General features: G+C 70.3%; 17 protein-coding genes. 7 read left to right on the top strand and 10 right to left on the bottom strand.

Translation table 11 applies throughout. From position 1 onward, the window contains the following. Positions 1-59: 59 nt before the first annotated feature. The 5 genes from ACWIFB_RS05390 to ACWIFB_RS05370 form a co-directional block, all read right to left on the bottom strand. A complete protein-coding gene (locus ACWIFB_RS05390; protein ID WP_452100313.1) occupies positions 60-1202 on the bottom strand; it encodes an SGNH/GDSL hydrolase family protein in 1143 nt (380 codons plus the stop codon). Beyond that, positions 1199-2629: an McrC family protein gene (locus ACWIFB_RS05385; protein ID WP_454057572.1), complete on the bottom strand. Its 1431-nt coding sequence runs from the start codon at positions 2627-2629 to the stop codon at positions 1199-1201. Before ACWIFB_RS05385 ends, ACWIFB_RS05390 begins: the two co-directional genes overlap by 4 nt. Beyond that, entirely contained in the window at positions 2626-4854 is a 2229-nt protein-coding gene (locus ACWIFB_RS05380; protein WP_454057571.1) for an McrB family protein, read from the bottom strand. The genes ACWIFB_RS05385 and ACWIFB_RS05380 overlap by 4 nt, the downstream gene beginning before the upstream one ends. A gap of 92 nt (positions 4855-4946) precedes the next feature. Beyond that, positions 4947-5444 carry a transcription elongation factor GreA gene (gene greA, locus ACWIFB_RS05375; RefSeq protein WP_230930698.1) on the bottom strand — a complete coding sequence of 166 codons (498 nt, stop codon included), beginning with the start codon at positions 5442-5444 and terminating at the stop codon, positions 4947-4949. A 110-nt stretch (positions 5445-5554) separates the two neighbouring features. Continuing rightward, the gene (locus ACWIFB_RS05370; RefSeq protein ID WP_295647548.1) at positions 5555-6013 is read right to left on the bottom strand and encodes a DUF4307 domain-containing protein; all 459 of its coding nucleotides are present in this window, start codon (positions 6011-6013) and stop codon (positions 5555-5557) included. Between the two features lie 113 nt (positions 6014-6126). On the opposite strand from ACWIFB_RS05370, the gene mca reads away from it, so the two are divergent. Beyond that, on the top strand, positions 6127-7050 hold the full coding sequence (gene mca, locus ACWIFB_RS05365; protein ID WP_452100310.1) for a mycothiol conjugate amidase Mca: 924 nt from the start codon (positions 6127-6129) through the stop codon (positions 7048-7050). Next, complete coding sequence (locus tag ACWIFB_RS05360) at positions 7047-7361, top strand: hypothetical protein (RefSeq protein ID WP_452100309.1); 315 nt, start codon at positions 7047-7049, stop codon at positions 7359-7361. The genes mca and ACWIFB_RS05360 overlap by 4 nt, the downstream gene beginning before the upstream one ends. A gap of 25 nt (positions 7362-7386) precedes the next feature. Here ACWIFB_RS05360 and ACWIFB_RS05355 read toward each other — a convergent pair whose 3' ends face one another. Beyond that, the gene (locus ACWIFB_RS05355) at positions 7387-8088 is read right to left on the bottom strand and encodes a CE1759 family FMN reductase (protein ID WP_452100308.1); all 702 of its coding nucleotides are present in this window, start codon (positions 8086-8088) and stop codon (positions 7387-7389) included. Beyond that, a complete protein-coding gene (locus ACWIFB_RS05350; protein ID WP_454057570.1) occupies positions 8085-9335 on the bottom strand; it encodes an LLM class flavin-dependent oxidoreductase in 1251 nt (416 codons plus the stop codon). The genes ACWIFB_RS05355 and ACWIFB_RS05350 overlap by 4 nt, the downstream gene beginning before the upstream one ends. A 246-nt stretch (positions 9336-9581) precedes the next feature. On the opposite strand from ACWIFB_RS05350, the gene ACWIFB_RS05345 reads away from it, so the two are divergent. After that, positions 9582-10604: a nuclease-related domain-containing protein gene (locus ACWIFB_RS05345; protein WP_454057569.1), complete on the top strand. Its 1023-nt coding sequence runs from the start codon at positions 9582-9584 to the stop codon at positions 10602-10604. A 25-nt stretch (positions 10605-10629) separates the two neighbouring features. Here the strand turns inward: ACWIFB_RS05345 and ACWIFB_RS05340 are convergent, their stop codons facing one another. Next, positions 10630-12117, bottom strand: coding sequence for a DUF222 domain-containing protein (locus ACWIFB_RS05340; protein WP_454057568.1), 1488 nt, complete (start codon positions 12115-12117; stop codon positions 10630-10632). A gap of 399 nt (positions 12118-12516) precedes the next feature. On the opposite strand from ACWIFB_RS05340, the gene ACWIFB_RS05335 reads away from it, so the two are divergent. From ACWIFB_RS05335 to ACWIFB_RS05325, 3 genes are read left to right on the top strand one after another with little or no spacing between them, the layout of a single operon-like run. Then, complete coding sequence (locus tag ACWIFB_RS05335) at positions 12517-13590, top strand: 3-deoxy-7-phosphoheptulonate synthase (RefSeq protein ID WP_454057567.1); 1074 nt, start codon at positions 12517-12519, stop codon at positions 13588-13590. Positions 13591-13649: 59 nt separating this feature from the next. Next, positions 13650-14417, top strand: a complete 768-nt coding sequence (locus ACWIFB_RS05330) for an isoprenyl transferase (protein WP_452100303.1) — start codon at positions 13650-13652, stop codon at positions 14415-14417. Continuing rightward, positions 14417-15103 (top strand): MOSC domain-containing protein, encoded by a 687-nt coding sequence (locus ACWIFB_RS05325; protein ID WP_452100302.1) that lies wholly within the window; start codon positions 14417-14419, stop codon positions 15101-15103. The genes ACWIFB_RS05330 and ACWIFB_RS05325 overlap by 1 nt, the downstream gene beginning before the upstream one ends. On the opposite strand, the gene ACWIFB_RS05320 is transcribed toward ACWIFB_RS05325, so the two are convergent. Next, positions 15100-16563, bottom strand: a complete 1464-nt coding sequence (locus ACWIFB_RS05320) for a PH domain-containing protein (RefSeq protein ID WP_454057566.1) — start codon at positions 16561-16563, stop codon at positions 15100-15102. The two genes, ACWIFB_RS05325 and ACWIFB_RS05320, sit on opposite strands and share 4 nt — an antisense overlap. Continuing rightward, on the bottom strand, positions 16560-17048 hold the full coding sequence (locus ACWIFB_RS05315; RefSeq protein WP_452100300.1) for a PH domain-containing protein: 489 nt from the start codon (positions 17046-17048) through the stop codon (positions 16560-16562). The genes ACWIFB_RS05320 and ACWIFB_RS05315 overlap by 4 nt, the downstream gene beginning before the upstream one ends. Positions 17049-17085: 37 nt before the next feature. Here ACWIFB_RS05315 and ACWIFB_RS05310 point away from each other — a divergent pair, with 37 nt between their 5' ends. Beyond that, a complete protein-coding gene (locus ACWIFB_RS05310) occupies positions 17086-18174 on the top strand; it encodes a tocopherol cyclase family protein (RefSeq protein WP_454057565.1) in 1089 nt (362 codons plus the stop codon). Positions 18175-18328: the final 154 nt, after the last annotated feature.

The raw sequence follows: 18328 nt of genomic DNA, 5'->3' as shown, positions 1-18328 counted from the left end.
AAGGCTCCTTCTTTGTCAGGTGAGTGCTCTGTATCTGGTGAGAGCACCGTGCGGTCGGGTCAGTCTGCGGGACCAGGGTCCTCCCGCGCGGGGCGGGCCAACCTGAGGATGCGGCTCCGGCGTCGGAGGGTGTCCGCGGCCTCGCGGGCGTCCCCCGTGTTCTCCGGGTCGCCGTCCACGTTCTCATTATGCAGGAACGTGTTCTCGTCCTGACCTTCCGCGTCCTCGTGGTTGCGGACGAAGTCGGTCAAACGCGTGGTGAGCCGGGCGACCACGGAGTCGCGGTGCGGGCCGACCTCGGCGGCGGCCTCGGTCTCGTCCAGCGCCGCGGCGGCCTCCCCGGCGCCCTGCGGCGCCGACTCCTCGGGCGCCTCGTCCCACACGCCGAGCGCCACGCACACCGCGGGCAGCAGCAGGCCGGCGGAGAGTTCGTAACCGGCGGAGTTGGGGTGGAAGCGATCGGGGGAGAACAGGCTCTCGCCGCGTCGGTGGAACTCGGGCGCCAGGGTCTGGGCCAGGGACACGGGCACGCCGCCGGCCTTGCGTACCTGGACGGCCTGCGCGGACGCCAGTCTCCGGCTGAGGGTGGCCATGACCGAACGCAGCGGCTGGGGGACCGGCTTGATGATCCCCAGGTCGGGGCAGGTGCCCACCACCACGTGTGAGCCCCCCTCGCGTAGCGCGTGCACGGCCTCACCGACGCGCCGCGCCGACGGGCCGATCCCGTTGCGTGCGGTGATGTCGTTGCCGCCGATGAGGATCACGGAGATGTCCGGGTCGCCGTGGGCGATCTGCATGGCCTCGACCTGGCCGGGCAGGCCCTTGGAGGTGGCGCCGACGATCGCCTTGATGCTCAGCCGCACGTTCAGGCCTGATTCCTCGGCCAGGCCGCGCGCGATCAGCACGCCGGGCAGCTCGGCGGCCGAGTCGGCGCCCAGGCCGGCGGCGAGCGAGTCGCCGAACACCATCATGTGGACGTCGCACTCCATGCCGGGCCGCCACGGCTCCGGCGTCGCGGCGCCGGGTCGGTAGAGACCGTCGCCCCCGAAGGGGCGACCGGTGGGCTTGGGGATCACGCGGCGTGCGATCCGCGCCTGCTGCGCCAGGACCTCGTAGGCGCCGCGGTAGACGCCGACCGTCCCCACGGCCACCAGCGCGAGGCTCACCACGAGGCGGCGGGCCGGATCGTCGGTCTCGCTCATCGCGCGTGTCGTCTCCCCTCGCGGTTCTGGGTCGCGGTGTGGTGGCGGACCGCGGTGTGGTGCCGCGCTCCGGTGCGGTGGCGCGCGGCCGGGGCCGCCGGTGTGGCCGCGAGCGCCCGGGCCTGCTGTGCCAGTTCGACGATAGCCCGGCGGCTCTGCGCGGGCCCTCCGGACAGGTCGACGGGGTATTCGACGATCGAGATGTCGGTGTGGACGATCCGCCGCGGCTGTGGAGCGTCGTCGCGGCGCTGCGCCGGGTAGATAAGGTAGGCCCGGTCCACGCCGAGTGCGGTACAGGCGGCCAGAAGCCGGTAGTGCTCGGCGGCGCGGGCGCGCCGGTCGGTGGGGTAGGTGGCGACGAACGTGGTGACCGGGTCACCGTCGACCTCGTAGACCAGGCCGGTGCGCACGGAGATGTGGTCGCCGTCGTCGGCGGGCGCGCGGTGTCGGCCGGGGGCGGCGCGGTGGCGTCCCGCGCTGTCGTCGTCGGTTCCGTCCTCGGCCTCGCCCGTGTCGTCGGGGCCCGCCTCGGTTCCGGACGACAGGTCGACGACGGGGTTCTGCAGCAGACGACCACCGTGACCGAGCAGCGCGGCGGTCAACTCGGATTCCACGAAACGCTCGAACAGGGCCGGCATCTCGGTCACGAACGCGGCCGAGGAGGCGTGCCCGTCCTCGACCTCCACCGAGATACGTCGAACGATCCGGTCCGCCAGCGCGAGTGCGTCCTGGTAGCGGGCGTTGAGCCGCGACGGTGTCCAGGCGGGCACCGGCGCGCCCTGTGGGATGAGCGAGGCGTCGGCCAGGCGGGCGTCGACCATCGCCAGGCGGCGCCGGGTGTTGTCCGGCAGGTCCGGCAGGAACTGCAGTCGATGCGCGGCGGTGCGCAGAATCCGGTTCTCGGCGATGTCCGGGGTGAACTCCGAGTACGAGACCTCGAGCGGGATGGTCATGCCCGGCCGGCGGCGGATCTGGTCGCCCAGGCGGATCCGCCCCCGCACGGTCGTGAGCGACTCGTCGACGCGGCGGTACCCGCGCAGCAGTCCGGGAGCCAATGCCTGGTGCGCCAACCGGGCCATGGACTCGGCGACGGAGACCCACAGCTCGTCGTCGTCACGTGCCTGGACAGCCGACGGCAGGAAGGCGTCGTCGGCCGCGTGGTCCAGGAGGAAGAACAGCTGGGTCAGCCCCAGGCTCGCGGCGGGCATGACCCGAACGGACAGCCCCTCGACGCGCACCGAGCCCACGGCCCCGCTGGGAATCAGACGCCAGGTGTCGCGACCGGCGGGCAGGACCTCCACCAGTCGCGTCTGGGAGAGGTGGTGGGCACCCTCCCAGCTCAGGGTGACGAGCTTTCCGCGGCGGTCGAACTCGTCGAACTCGAGGGCCAGAGACGTTGCCGCCGAGCCCGTCGAGGGTGCGGTCATGCCCGGCCGATCTTCCGGCGCAGCGCCGCCAGACCGAACCGTTCATGGACCTCCGCGCGGGTGAGCCGACCGTAGTAGTGCTCCTCGAGCAGGGGGAGCAGGTCGAAGCGCCAGATGGCCTCCAGGCCTCCGGGTTCGGTGGCCTCGTCCTTCATGAAATACGAGGGGCCGATGCGCAGGTCGCGGTCCGAGTCGTCCATCTCCGAGTTGAGCGCCTCGAGCAGGTCGGCCGGCTCCGTGCTTGCGTCGCGCGCCTCGAGGTGCCGGCGAAGCACGCCCGCGACCGGCGGGGTGTCGGGGTGCAGTTCCATGAACGCGAACCGACGGCGGATGGCGGCGTCGACCATCGCGATGGACCGGTCGGCGGTGTTCATGGTGCCGATGATGAACAGGTTGCGCGGCAGCCGGAACGAGGTGTCCGGGCTGTACTGCGGCAACACGGTGCGGTCGCGGTACTCGAGCAGGAAGTACATCTCGCCGAACACGCGCGCCAGGTCCGCGCGGTTCATCTCGTCGATGATGAGGAAGCTCGGGTGGTCCCGCCCGGACTCGGACGTCGCACGCGCGGCCTGCCGGCGCAGCGGGCCCGCCTGCAGTGCGAAGCCCGGCTGGCCGGACTCGGTGAGCGTGGGGCGGTAGCCCTCGAAGAAGTCCTCGTAGGCGTAGCTGGGGTGGAACTGCACCAGCTGGACCCGGCTCGGGTCGTCGGCACCCGCCAGGAAACGGGCCAGCTCCTGGGCGAGGTAGGTCTTACCGGTGCCGGGCGGGCCGTAGAACACGATCTGTTGCCGCGACTGCAGGGTGTCGACGATCTCCTGCAGCTCCTCGCGGGGCATGTGCAGACCGTCGGCCAACTCGTCGGTCACCGCGGGCAGTGTGGGCACGGCGCCGGCGGCGGGAGCCTCGGCGATCGCGGACTCGGAGGAGTGGCTCCCCGGGTGCATGGCCGACAGCAGCGCGTCGAGCCCGTCGGTGAGGTCCACGACGGTTCCGGGTTCGCCGATCAACTCCGACAGCGGGCTGGGCAGCGAGTCGAGGTCGAGGGTGACCTCGCTCCACAGCACCGACCGCTCGAGTTGCTGGCCGCCGTCCTCCACGTAACCGAGATCGTCGGTCAGCGTGCCCAGCTGCAGCCGGGCGTCGGCGACGGTGGCCACCACGTCCTGCGGGCTCATCCGGGACAGGAAGGTGTGCAGTTCGGCGGTGAGCTGGAAACGGGCCTGGTAGTCGAGGTGCGGGTACCCCTGCTCGACTGCCTGGGAGACCTCGAGGCGGCTGGCGTGGGCCGGGATCCGCGGGAGATGGGAGGCGGGCAGGGCGATGCGGTTCTGCGTTACCCACTGGCCGGCCTGCCCGACCCCGCCGCGGCCCGGGCGCACGAGCCACGCCCGCCGCGAGTGGTCGTCGCGGTGCCGCTGCCACTGGTTGGCCACCGAACCCCGGTACCAGTCGACCGGCTGGCCGAGCTGGGCGGACAGGACCTCGGAGATCCGGTGCAGGTCCTGATCGATGTCCAGCTCGTCGATCCCGGACGGGCCGCTGATGAGGTCGGCGAAGGCATCGCGGATGCGGGTCTTGTGCTCGTGCTTGACGATCGGCTGGAAGTGGCCCGGCCACACGAGATACTGCAGGCTGTAACGGATCGCCCGCCAGTCGCCGGGAGTGGAGCGGGCGGCGCGCTGGAACTCCCACGGGTCGCTGAGCGCGGCGTCGCGCACCGAGGCGTCGAGCTCCGCCCAGTGGATGATGAACGAGCACAGCCAACGCAGGTGCTCGCGCATCTGGACGTTGAAGCCCAGCCCGCCGGTCAGCGGGCCCCGCTCGGTGAGTACCTCGTCCAGGTCCGCGGGGATCTCCGGGGGGTTCTCGGTCCACGACAGGACGTCGCGGACACGTCCACGCTTGAGGCGGGCAGTCACCGTGGACAGCGGCAACTGTTGGATGTAGAGCAGCTCGGCGGCCAGCAGCACGACGGGCCGTGGCGCGCCCTCGAGCTGGTCGTGCAGCGCCTGCATGACGGGGGAGCGCATGGACTCGCCCGCCGACTCGTCCGGATCGGCGTCGAGTCGGCGGGCGAGCTCCTCTGCGACCTCGGGGGTCCACGTGTACAGGTCTTCCTCGAACGGCGACTGGCCTGTGCGCAGCGCCGGACCCAGAACCCGCCCGGCCGCCGCTTCGATCTTCGGCGCGGGGCCGAGGGGCCTGTCGTGGGAACCGTCTGACACGTGGAACTCCTGCTACACCGGCGCGGAATCGGGTCCGATAATCCGGCCCGACATTCGTGGAAAACCTACCACCGGGAGGCGGTCGGAGACCGTCAGCTCTGGTACGGCTCCGCGGTCACGACGGTGACGGACACGGTCTTGCCGTTGGGAGCGGTGTACTCGCGGGTCTCGCCGACCTTGGCGCCGAGGATGTTCTTGCCGAGCGGCGACTCCGGGGAGTAGATCTCCAGGTCGTCCTTGCCGGAGCCCTCACCGCGGGTGCCGATGAGGAAGGTCTCCTTGGTGTCCTCGTTGCCGTTGTAGTAGGCGCGGACGACGGATCCGATGAGTGCGACGCCGGACTCGGTGGGGGCCTCACCGACCTGGGCGTTGGCCAGCAGGTCGTCGATCGTGCGGATCCGGGCCTCTTCCTGGCCCTGCTGTTCGCGCGCGGCGTGGTAGCCGGCGTTCTCCTTGAGGTCGCCCTCCTCGCGCCGCTCGTTGATCTCGGCGGCGATCAGGGGGCGGTTCGCGATGAGCGCCTCCTTCTCGGCCGAGAGGCGGTCGTACGAGTCCTGGGTCAGCCAGTGGACCTGGGTGTCGTTCGCCATGGGGCGCACTCCAATCTGTGTTTCGCCGTGCAGGTAACAAAAACACGGCCCCGCCAAAGGGAGCCGTGCTGATGCAACCGATGCTAACACAGGGCCGGTCGCCCAACGGGCTAGCGCCGCAGGTAGTCGGGGATGTCGTTGCCACACCCGTACACGTCGCCCATGTACGCGCGCCCGGTCGTGGCGATCTCGGCATCGACCTGCACGGTGCCGTTGTCGGAGGGGGGGACGTAGACCTCGCGGCGGCCGAGTTCGCCCTTGGACTGGTCCTGCGCGCGGACGATGCAGTAGGCGGCCTCGCCCGGCTCGTCGCGGGTGACGGTCATCGACATGCGCATGGACTGCTCGTCGATCACCTCGACGCCGATCACCTCGCTGGTGATGGAGGGCGTGGCGTTGAGGCGATAGATGGTGAACCCACCGGCCACCAGGAGCGCGAGGACGAGCGCCACGAGGAACCCGGCGACGACCTTGCCCATGAACCCGGACCGCTCGTCGACCCCGTCATATCGCCCCTCGGGGAGGGCAGGGGGACGCGGCGACGTGGCGTCCGACCTCGGCTCACTCATGCCCCCAGGCTATCGGGGGCGGGTCGGCGGGGCCGCCCGGGGGCATCTCCGGCGCGGACGACCCTAGAATGGGGCGGTCACACTAGCGCGAGCACAGAACGGCAGGTGCCACGATGGCCGGTCTCCGGCTGATGGCGGTTCACGCCCATCCCGACGACGAGGCGTCCAAGGGGGCCGCGACCATGGCCAGGTACGCGGCCGAGGGTGTCCGCGTCCTGGTGGAGACCTGCACCGGGGGTGAGCGTGGCGACATCCTCAACCCGGCGATGGACCGCCCGGACATCACCGCGGACCTACCTGCCGTGCGGCGCCGCGAGATGGCGCGCGCGGCCGACATCCTGGGCGTCGACCACCACTGGTTGGGGTTCGTGGACTCGGGGTTGCCCGAGGGCGACCCCCTGCCGCCGCTGCCCGAGGGATGTTTCGCCCTGGTCGACGACGACGAGGCGACCGGGGCCCTGGTCCGCAGGATCCGGGAGTTCCGGCCGCACGTGATGATCACCTACGACGAGAACGGTGGGTATCCCCACCCGGATCATCTGAAGGTGCATTCAGCATCGATGGCCGCCTACGAGGCCGCCGCCGATCCCACCCGCTATTCGGAGGCCGGCGACCCGTGGGCGATCGCCAAGGTCTATTACACGCACGGCTTCCCCAAGAGCCGCCTGCAGTTGCTGGACGACGAGCTGTACGCCCGGGACGGGGTCCGCCACTTCGAGGAGTTCCTGTCCCGCTGGGGCGACCGCCCGGACATCATGGAGCGGGTCACCACGCGCGTGGAGTGTGCGGGCTACTTCGAACAGCGAAACTCGGCGCTGCTGGCGCATGCCACCCAGATCGACCCCAACGGCTGGTTCTTCGCGGCCCCGGTGGAGATGCAGCAGCGGGTCTGGCCGACCGAGGAGTTCGAGCTGGCCGCCAGCCGGGTGGGCTCGCCGGAGCTCGGTGAGGGACAATACGAGGCAGACCTGTTCGAGGGCGTCGACCCGCACGTCGACCTGCCCGTCGGACCGAGCACGAGTGAGGACCCGCGATGATCACCCTGGGGCCCGAAGTCCAGATTCTGGCGTACGAGTCGGCGATGGTGCTGGCGCAGAACCAGTCGCCGGGCACGCCTGGGTACAACGACAACCCGCTCGGACCGGAGTTCGGTAAGGCGTCGCCGATCGGCATCCCGGTGGTACTGCTCCTGCTGATCGCCACGATCCTGCTGATCCGCAACATGAACAAGCACATCAAGGGTCTGCCGGAGAGTTTCGACGCCGAGCACCCGGAGGCGGATCAGCTCGCCGACGAGGGCACGGACCGTGCCGGTGTGGAAGGCGACGAGGTCCAGGATCGCTCCTGAGCCCCGCCCCGTGTCGCTGACCTGATCAGCGGCCCAACAGATCTCCCATGGGCACGAAGTCGCCGAACTCGTCGTCGTCGGTCCTTCGTCCCCGGCCCGCGTCGGCGCGGGTGGGTGCCACGGCGCCGGCCGTCACGCCGGCGAAGCGCAACATGTAGTCACCCAACTCGGTTCCGACGCGCGCCGTCCGGGAGGCCAGCGAGTTCTCGTCGGCGGCGGTGGTCACCGCGCCGAAGTCCTCGCTCGCGGCGAACACCGTGGTGGGCACGACGTCGGCCTTGAGGTAGGCGAACATCGGCCGCAGCGCGTAGTCGATCGCCAGCGAGTGTCGCGCGGTGCCGCCGGTCGCGCCGAGCGCCACGGGGACGCCGGTGAGGGTGCCGGGTTCGATCACGTCGAACAGTGCCTTGAACAGGCCCGAGTACGACTGGTTGTAGGTCGGCGTCACCGCGATCACGCCGTCGGCGCGTCCGATCTCCTCCACTGCGACCTTGAGTTTGTCGCCGGGGAACCGCGTGAAGGTGGCGTCGACGATCTCGTGCGCGAGCTCCCGCACCTCCAGGACCGTCACGTGGACGTCCTGGCCGTGCCGCGCCAGCGCGTCACGGGTGGCCTTGGTGAGCTGGTCGGCGAGCATCCTGGTGCTGGAGGGCACCGAGGTCCCTGCGGCGACGACGACGAGGTTCAGCGGCCGTTCGCCGGCGGGGTTGGTGGCGTGGGTGTTCACTTGTTCTCCTTCCCGGCCTGCGACTGCTCGAGGCGGGTCTGGTTGCGGCGGTCGCGGGCCAGGGACTGCTCCTGGGCGCGTTGACCGCCCTCGACGGTCAGGCCCGTCCAGTTGTCGCCGGTGCCGAAGCGGTAGGCGTCGTCGTAGGCGGGCTCGCCGGACGCGGCCAGTTCGGCGTCGCGGGCGGCGACCCGGCCGGCGTGGGTGGGGCCGTCCGGCACGTGGGCCGGGCGCAGGGCGTCCAGCTCGCGGCGCAGTACGGGCACGATCTCGGTGCCGAGGATCTCGATCTGCTCGAGGACCGTCTTCCGCGGCAGGCCGGCGTGGTCGACCAGGAACATCTGGCGCTGATAGTCGCCGACGTGCTCGCGCATCGTCATGTAGCGGTCGATGATCTGCTGCGGCGAGCCCACCGTGAGCGGGGTCTGTGCGGTGAAGTCCTCCAGCGACGGGCCGTGGCCGTAGACGGGGGCGTTGTCGAAGTAGGGGCGGAACTCGTTGACGGCGTCCTGGCTGTTGGCGCGGGCGAAGAACTGCCCGCCCAGGCCGACGATCGCCTGGTCGGCGGAGCCGTGGCCGTAGTGCTCGTAGCGGCGGCGGTACAGCTCGACCATCTGCTTGGTGTGGCTGATCGGCCAGAAGATGTTGTTGTGGAAGAAGCCGTCACCGTAGAAGGCGGCCTGCTCGGCGATCTGCGGGGAGCGGATCGAGCCGTGCCACACAAACGGGGCCACGCCGTCGAGCGGGCGCGGGGTCGAGGTGAACTGCTGGAGCGGCGTGCGGAACTTGCCCTCCCAGTCCACGACGTCCTCGTTCCAGAGTCGGTGGAGCAGTTCGTAGTTCTCGATGGCCAGCGGCAGGCCCTGGCGGATGTCCTGGCCGAACCACGGGTACACCGGGCCGGTGTTGCCGCGGCCCATCGTCAGGTCCACCCGGCCGCCGGCCAGGTGCTGGAGCATGGCGTAGTCCTCGGCGATCTTCACCGGGTCGTTGGTGGTGATCAGCGTGGTGGCCGTCGAGAGGATGATCTCGGAGGTCCTGCCCGCGATGTAGCCGAGCGTCGTGGTGGGGGAGGACGTGACGAACGGCGGGTTGTGGTGCTCGCCCAGCGCGAAGACGTCCAGTCCGACCTGCTCCGCCTGTACCGCGTACTCGACCATCGCCTCCAATCGCTCGTGCTCGGTGGGTATCTCGCCTGTCAGCGGGTCCGGCGTGATGTCGGCGATGCTGAAGACTCCGAACTGCATGGTGATGGCCTCTCGTTTGGTCTGTCGTGATCTGCCTGGGGCGTCGGCCCTATTCTAACTTGCTGACATGTCAAACAAAAGGACCCGGTCTGGTATTCCCGGTCACCTAATGGCTTGCGCTCCGGAACTCCGTCCGGCCGAGAAACGGGTCATCTATGCTGTTGGCGGCCGTGCTGGCGCCCCGGCGCGGCCACGAACCCCTCATGTAGCGCGAGTCCTCGGGCGTCCCCTCCCTCTCGAGTGCGCGTGCAGCGCCTCCGCGCCGTCTTCGTCGCCCTCACCCCGCCCGGGTTCTCCAGCTGCCGGATGAACTGGCAAAGGACAACCGATGATCGGGCATTATCTGACTATCTCGACGACCTCGGCGTGCGACGAGGGGGAGACCTCGTGACGGAGTGGATCGTTCGCCGGTGGGCCCGTTTCGGGCACGACAGGTTGTACGCCGCCACTCCCGGTGGCACTGATCTGGGCTACCTCGACATGAAGACGGGACGTTTCCACTCCGATGACATGTCGAACCTGCCGCTGCTGCGAGCAGCGATAGATGAGCACTTCGACACCTTTGACACCTCCGACACGCAGGCCCGGCAAGGCCCGCCCCCGGCTGGTGTCGTCTCATCAATGCCGACGCCGCCGGGGAGGAGCTGGCGCGACCTCGCTGATGTGCGTGCCGGTGCTGCGGCGCGCGAGTGTGCGTTGGCCGAACGCCGGGCTCAGGGCCGGGTGCGCCACCTGTTGGCCCGGCTCGTCGATGCGAACACGAATGAGCGAGCCTGGCGGATCGGCGCCGATGGCGAGGAGGCGGTCGCCGAACAACTCTCGCGCGTCGGGACTGAGTGGCGAGTCCTGCACGCGGTCCGGGTCGGGGACCGTGGTGCCGATATCGACCACATCGTGATCGGCCCCGGCGGCGTGGTCACAGTGAACGCCAAGCACCACCCGAAGGCGGCGGTGTGGGTGGGCGGAGACACGGTGATGGTCAACGGACGCAGAGTTCCCTACGTACGTAACAGTCGCTACGAAGCCACGCGGGCTTCGTGCATGCTCGCGGAACGAGTTGGCTTCCCGGTCCCGGTGACCGGACTGATCGTCGTGGTGGGCGCCCGCCGCGGGTTCACGGTCAGGACGCAGCCGACCGATGGCGCGGTCGTGGTGGTGCCGCGTAGGGGCGTCGGCCGGTACCTACGATCCCAGCCCCGGCGAATGGGGCTGCGAGAGATCGATGCGATCCATGAGGTGGCCGGGCGTTCGGACACGTGGCAGCGCTGAGCATGCCGAGCGGGTGGGTGTGCGCTCAAGCGGAGCGGGGATCGCCGCCGACGTCCTCGTGGGAGGGTGGCGCGCCATACGAGGGGTTCCGGCGGTATTGCCGGTCGGCTCCCGGGGGATTGGTGACGTGGTTGTCCTCGGCGATGAGGTGTGCGACGTGTTCTCGCCATTGGTGTTCGAGTATCTGGTCGCGGGCGCGGGCGAGTGGGCCACCGGGGAGCGTTCGGTACTCGTGTCCGGAGCCTGTGATGATGATCAGCTCGCCGAGTGGGCCCGGTCGGTAGGCGTTGTGACCGAATGTCTTCTCGCGATGGTGCTTGCGGCACAGGCAGAGCAGGTTCCACTCGGCTGTCGGGCCGCCTAGGGCGGGGTTCAACTGGTCGAACGCCAGAATATGGTCGACGTCGCAGTCTTTCGCATCGACAGTGCAACCCGGGTGCCGGCAGGTGCCGTCACGAAGACGGATGCGCTCGGCGAGCGCCGCACTGATGACATACTTCAGGCCCGCGTCGGGAGAGTCGAGCGCGCCGGGGGCGGGGTCGACCACCTCGAAGCGCACCTTCGAGTCGCCGCCCGCTAGCAGCTGCTCGCACAGCCAGTCGAAGCTGGCGTACGCGCCTCGGACGAACTCGACCTGGTTGGGTAGGCCCTGCGCACGACCGTCGATGACGCAGATGCGGACCGGCGAGTCGGTGGCCCACGGGCTGCCGGTCGTCTCGTCGCCGAGCGGGTCACACACATCATTCGTGGTGGGGTCGCCGAGCGCGCACAGCGCGTCCGCTCGAAGCTGGTCCCGGGTACGCGGGTGGAGGGCATCCAGTGCGGCCTGGGCGGCCGAGTCGATCCGACGGCGGAGCTTCTCGGCATCAGCTGCGGGCAGATTCGCCCACATGGTGGTCATGCCGTTGGGCCCCGGGCGGAAACGGACTTTGCGCTGTTCATAAGCGGCGGCGACCGCGTCTTCGCGAGATCCTGGGTCATGTTTGGTCACCGCCGCATCGACAATCGCATCCAGGGCGGTGCGGCTGGGTCTGCTGCCGCCGTCGAGTGCCCGGCCCAGCATGCGGACTACGTCGGATTCCACGGAACGCACGATCCGGTCGGGCACTTCGGCCAGTCGGCATGCGGTGTCGATGGCGAGCTGCTCGGGGAACAGGCCGTGGGAGACGGAGTCGCGGAGAAGTCGAAGGCGAGTGTGGAGCTGTATGCCGGCGGAAACGAGCCGGGCAGCGTGCCAGCTGGTCAGGCACATTGCGGCGGACAACTCGTTCCTGGCGCGGTCGGCGGGTTCCAGTCGGGCGAACGCCGGACGTGCCGCGGTCTTCTCGGCTTCGTCGGTTCTGCGGAAGGCCTCGACAAGGCGGAAAGCGGCCTCCAGGCGCGTGGCCCCGGCGAGGTTCTGTGCCTTCGTGGCGTGTCGGGCGGCGTCGCTCACCGCATCGGGATCGAGCTCGTCGACGGGGTCCAGGACCGCGCGGAGCGGGCCGGTGGACCCAGGCCTCGTCATGGCCATGCTCACCGCCTCCTCGTCGGTCGAACCGCGACATCGAACGTATGAACTAGTCTACGGGGGAGGAATAGTTAGATCAAGTGTTCGAGCCACTGTTCTCTGGCCCCTGTGATGTCCGCCGGGGCGCGGCCGCCCCGCCGCCGCCCCGATGGGAGGTTCTGTTATGGTGGCCCGCATGTCGAACGCTCGCGCCTATTGGCGCTTTATGTGGGCTCCGGGTGGAGCCCGCGCCGCGAGCGCACGCGTCCTCTAGAAGGGACGTCGACACCCGGAGCCCAGAGGCGGTGACCAGCATGGTCGCCGCCTCCCGCCATTTCAGACAGGCGGCCCGGGTGTCGACGAGGGCATCGTCAGATCACGGCACCCGGCCCGCCACCACCGAGATACCAGGAGCGCACCGCCGTGACCATCACCGCCGAGAATCCCACCCAGACCGCTGACCGACGGGTCCTGTCGTACTCGCCGCTGCCGACCCCCACCGAGATCCTCGGTGAGATGCCGCTGGGTGCGGCCCGCGAGGCGCTCGTCGAGCGCAGCCGCGGCGATGTGGCCGATGTGCTGGCCGGCCGCGATGACCGCCTGCTCGTGGTGGTTGGCCCCTGCTCGGTTCATGACACCGAGGCCGCGCTCGACTACGCCAGGCGCCTCGCCGCCCTGAGTGAGGAGCTCGCCGAGGACCTGCTGATCGTCATGCGCGTCTACTTCGAGAAGCCGCGCACCACCGTCGGCTGGAAGGGTCTCATCAACGACCCGGCGCTGGACGGCAGCTACGACATCCCGCGTGGCCTGCGTACCGCGCGCAAGCTGTTGCTCGACGTGCTCGACCTGGGACTTCCCGTCGGCACCGAGTTCCTCGAGCCGACCAGCCCGCAGTACATCGCGGACGCCGTCTCCTGGGGCGCGATCGGCGCACGCACGACCGAGAGCCAGGTGCACCGCCAGCTCGTGTCGGGGCTGTCCATGCCGGTCGGCTTCAAGAACGGCACCGACGGTGAGGTGCAGGTCGCAGTGGACGGCTGCCGGTCGTCGGCGTCGCGGCACGTGTTCTTCGGCACCGACGCGGAGGGGCGCGCGTCCGTGGTCGAGACCGCCGGCAACAACGACTGTCACGTGATCCTGCGCGGCGGCACCGGTGGCCCGAATCACGACGCCGAGTCGGTGGCCGCCGCCGTGGCATCGGTCGCGAAGGTCGGGCTCCCGGGTCTGGTCATGGTCGATGCGAGCCACGCCAACTCCGGCAAGTCCCATGTGCGCCAGGCCGAGGTCGTCGGCGAGCTCGCCGATCGGATCGCCGGTGGCGAGCACGGCATCTCCGGTCTCATGGTGGAGAGCTTCATCGAGCCCGGGGCCCAGTCGGTGGAGGCCGCCGAGTTGGTGTACGGCCAGTCCGTCACCGACGCCTGCATCGGCTGGGACACCACTGCCGACAGCCTGCGCACACTCGCCGAAGCGGTGCGAAAGGGTCGCCGCGGATGATCCGATGGTGGTCGAGGCGGCGCTCGGTCGAGGGGGCACCGCGCGGTACTCTGTCCCGCGTGGACGCCTCCTCACCCCTGTACACGTTCTACGAGTCGCGCCTGCGCGCCTCGCTGGACGAGTCGAGGCTGCCCCGCCACATCGCCGTGATGGCGGACGGAAACCGGCGCTGGGCACGCGAGGCCGGATTCACCGATGTGAGTCATGGCTATCGCGCCGGTGCCACCAAGATCGCGGAGTTGCTCGGCTGGTGCGACGAGCTCGGCGTGGACGTGGCCACGATCTACCTTCTCAGCACCGAGAACCTGGGCCGCGACGCCGCCGAGCTCGAGGAACTGCTCCAGGTCATCGCCGATGTCGTCGACGAGATCACCGGGCCCGACCGCAACTGGGAGGTCCGGATCGTCGGCCGCCTCGAGGTGCTCCCGGAGAAGATCGCCGCGCGGTTGCGCGCCGCCGAGAAGGCGAGCGTCGGACGGCCGGGCTGCAAGGTCAACGTGGCGATCGGCTACGGCGGCCGACACGAGATCGCCGACGCCGCCCGCGACCTCGTCGCGCAGCTCATCGCGGAGGGCCGTACCGGCCAGGAGTTGGTCGATGCCATGACCGTAGAGGGGATCGGCGAGCACCTCTACACCTCCGGTCAGCCCGACCCTGACCTGGTGATCCGCACCTCCGGCGAGCAGCGGCTGTCCGGGTTCCTGCTGTGGCAGAGCGCGTACTCGGAGATCTGGTTCACCGAGGCCTACTGGCCGGCGTTCCGCCGCGTCGACTTCCTGCGCGCGCTGCGCGACTACGGCGCCCGCAACCGGCGATTCGGCCACTGATGTCGGGCGTCGAGTCGGCCGGCGTCCCGGACGCCTTCACGATCCGCGCCGTGTGCGTGGTCGACCAGTTGCTCACCGTGCCCGGCCGCGTGGGTGTCTCGGCGATCGACAAGCGCCCCGTCGAGGGCCCTGTCGCAGTGCGTCGCCTGGGCCTCCACGGCGACATCCAGGCCGACCGCGAGCATCACGGCGGCGAGTGGAAGGCCGTCTATCTGCTCTCGGATTCGGATGTCGAGCAGTGGGAGTTTGAGCTCGGCGGACCCGTCCCGCTGGGCTTCTTCGGCGAGAACCTGCGGGTCACCGGCATCGACACCTCCCAGCTGCAGATCGGAACCGAGCTCGAGGTGGGAACCGGCGGACTGCGCCTGCAGATCACCACGCCGCGCATCCCGTGCCAGACCTTCGCGCACCGCGTCGGTCGCCCGAAGTGGGTGCGCCGGTTCACCGAGGGCGGTCGCCCCGGCGCGTATGCGCGGGTCCTCACCGCCGGCCCGGTGGAGGCGGGGGAGGAGATCCGGGTGGTCACCGTTCCCACGCATGGGGTGACCATCGCGCGGATCCTCGCCGGGGTCGACGACGACGAGGCCCGCCGACTCCTGGCCGAGTTCGATCTCGCCGAACTCGCCCCGAGCCTTGTCCGCAAGCTGGATCCCGCCACGGACGTCAGGCCCCTCGACGCCGATTAGAGCGCCAGGTGATCCCACACGTCGCCGGCGGTGCGCCAGACCTGCGCCGCCTGGTCGTGGCCGAGGTCGGGGAGCCGGAATGCGCCCGTGCCGCCGGCCGAGGTCGCGAACAGGGTGACCAGGCCCGCGCGACGCTGGAACGGGGTGCGGCGGATGTTCCAGCCCAGGATCCCATCCCGGGTGAGGACGTCGGTTCGCCGCATGATCGACCCCTTGCGCAGTGCCACCACACGGTCGGTGACCGCGTGGCCCAATCCGCGGGAGTTGTCGGACGCGATCCACGCCGAGACCGCCCCGGAGACCGCGACCACGGCGACGGGCACCCACCACAGCGATGACCACACCAGCGCCGGCACGAGTGCGAACGCGGTGAGGGCGAGGGTGGTCAGGAGGGCGCGGAGGTGTCGTCGTCGTCGGGCCCGGGGCGGGTGGGCACGTAGCGACCCCGACCCGGGCAGCTCCACCCCGAGCACCGACTCGGCGACCCCGACCGGCACGTCGCGCGGTGAGGCCGGCACCAGGGCGGGGCTCGGCTTGGTCTGGCCGTTCTCGTCGTTGCCGATTCCCACCCCGATCGCGACGACGTCCAGGCGCGCGGCGGCGACCATGCGGAAACCGGGGGGTTCGTGCAGGGTCATACCGCGGATCCGGCTGCCGTCCAGCGTCGTGTGCCGACCCACGAGCAGGCCGCGGCGCATCTCGAGCGAGCCGTCCCGGTGGTGATGCAGGCGCATCGCCCACCAGTTCTCGACGAACAACACCGCCGAGATCAGCGACCCGACCAGCAGGACCGCCAGGATCGCGGCCACGACGAGCAGGGGGATCGGGACGTCCTCGATGCGGCCCCAGACCCAGGACAGTATCTCGGGAACCGCCTGGAACCAGTCGGCCACCTGGAACACCACGCCCACCGCGATGAGACCGAACATGGGGGTCATGAGACTCGCCGGGGCGTAGCGCACCCAGCCCGGATCGACGCGCGCGACCTCGGTGGAGTCCGCCGAGGCGCGATCGGCCAGCAGTCGGCGTCGCAATCCCTCGGCGGCCTGCCGATCGAGCGAGGCCAGGGTGAGGCGTGCTCCGTCGGTCTCGCCGCTGGAGAGCTTCACCGTCGCGATGCCCATCCGTCGCTGGACCACATTCGCCGAGATCTCCACGCTGCGTACCCGGGAGGTGGCGATGGACGTGGTGGTGCTGGCCAGGAAACGGACGCGCCGTTCGACGCGGTGGTCGTCGAGGCGGAAGGTGGTGACGGCGAGGCGGATCGCCTCCATGGCCGCGGTCGATGCGGTGCCGATGACGAGCCCGGCGACACACCACAGCGCGACCCAGCCGGCGCCGAGCCCGCCGAGGACCATGCCGATCGCTGTGGGGATCGCCGCGAGGAGCAGGGCGCCGGCCGCGATGACCGTGCTCGCGGTGATGGTCCGACGGTCCAGACGCTGTGCTCGTGCCGTCATGTCGCGTCCCGCTGGTCGCCCTCGGCGGTCACGGTGAGACGCCGGGCCATCTCCTCGGCCACCTGCGCGTCGAGGGAACGAATCCGGACCGCGCCCTTCGACGACGCCGTGGTCACCACCACCGTCGCGAGACCGAACAACCGCTCCAGGGGCCCGCGGGTCTTGTCGACGGTCTGTACCCGCGACAGCGGCGCCGCGCGCCACTCCTCCCAGAACAGTCCACTACGGCTGTAGATGGCGGTGTCGGTCTCCTCCCAGCGGTGGATCGACCAGCGCACGCGCGGAACCACCACGATCGCCGCCGCGCCGATCACGAGCCACACCGCGGGGGCGAGCAGCAGCAACGGGCCCAGGAACAACGGGACGACCGAGAGCGCGATCAGCAGGCCGACCACGACCAGGGCGGCCTGCGCTGTCCACCACCTCCGGCAGCGCGGGTCGACGCGGTTGCTCGGCGGGCGGAGTGCGAGAGGCGGTGAGGTCACGGTATCCAAGTTAGGCCTCATGTGCGACGCTGGCAGCATGAGCCTCCTCGGCTGGTACCGGGCCACCGGCGCAGACGTGCCCTTCGGCGATCCGCTCCGAGCACACGGCGTGGACATGGAGGGCTACTTCCTCCGGCTCACGGATTCCGATCGCGGGCGGGTGGTCATCGCGCTGATCGGGGTCAACCGGGGGCCCGAAGGGCAGTGGGCCACGCTCGGGCTGGCCGCGGACGAGGTGCGACTGCCGGTCGAAGCGGGCGGAACGTGGCGGGACGGTGAGGGGCGGTCGTCGTCGATCTTCTCCTCCCTCCGCCTGGCCGCCGCACCCCACGGCTGGGCGCACCCGCACCGCGTCGGGGCCCGGTCCGGGGACCTGTTCGAGTACCGCCACGACGGAATCCGTGTGGACCTGGGCGACGGCGCGCGGCTCCACGTGGACATCACCGACCCCGTCGAGTGGCCGCACCCCGCGGTCGGTGGGTCGAGCATCTTCCAGTCCGTGCCCGCGCTCAATCAGTACTGGCACCCCTGGCTGCTCGGCGGGCGCGCACACGGGTGGGCCGAACTCGACGGGCAGCGCTGGGAGTTCGACGGCGCCGAGGTCTACGGCGAGAAGAATTGGGGCGCGGAGGGATTCCCCGACTCCTGGTGGTGGGGGCAGGCGCAGGCGTTCAGCGAGCCCGACACCTGCGTCGCCTTCGCCGGCGGGCAGATCCACTCGGGTCCGCTGCGCACTGAGGTCACCGCACTGGTCGTGCGGCTGCCCGGGGGGCGGGTGATCCGGCTGGGCAACCCGGTCGTCTCGCCCGTGCGCGCCGAGGTGGGCGACGACGAATGGCGGCTGGCCGGTCGCGGCTACGGCTGGCAGGTGCGCGTGGTGGGGCGGTCGCCGCTCGAGCGTGCGCACGTGCTGCCGGTGCCGCTGCCGTCGCAGGGACGGAATTCGGCCGGGGCGATCGAGCACCTCGCCGGCGAGCTCGAGGTCGAGGTTCGGCGGCGGGGCCGACTGGTGTGGTCGGACCACAGCTACCTGGCCGCGCTCGAGCACGGGGGCCTGGCGCGGGCCGAGGCGGAGCTACGGCGGCGCGGGGTCCCCGAGGGGGAGACCGGCGCGCCGCCGATGTAGGCGGGAAAGTTAGGCGAACGTCCATGGGAAGCGGGCCCCCTCCGCTCGTGTTCTGGGCGGGCATCTGTGGTGTCGCACCAACGCGCGCTACGGCATCGAGTTTCAGATTGGCTCAGTGCATCTCGTCGAATCGCAAGCAAAGTGAAGTCAGTTC

The organism is Dietzia sp. NPDC055340, assembly GCF_053645335.1.
The sequence above is the reverse complement of the archived record's forward strand: the minus strand, read 5'-3'. Positions and strand labels throughout refer to the sequence as shown.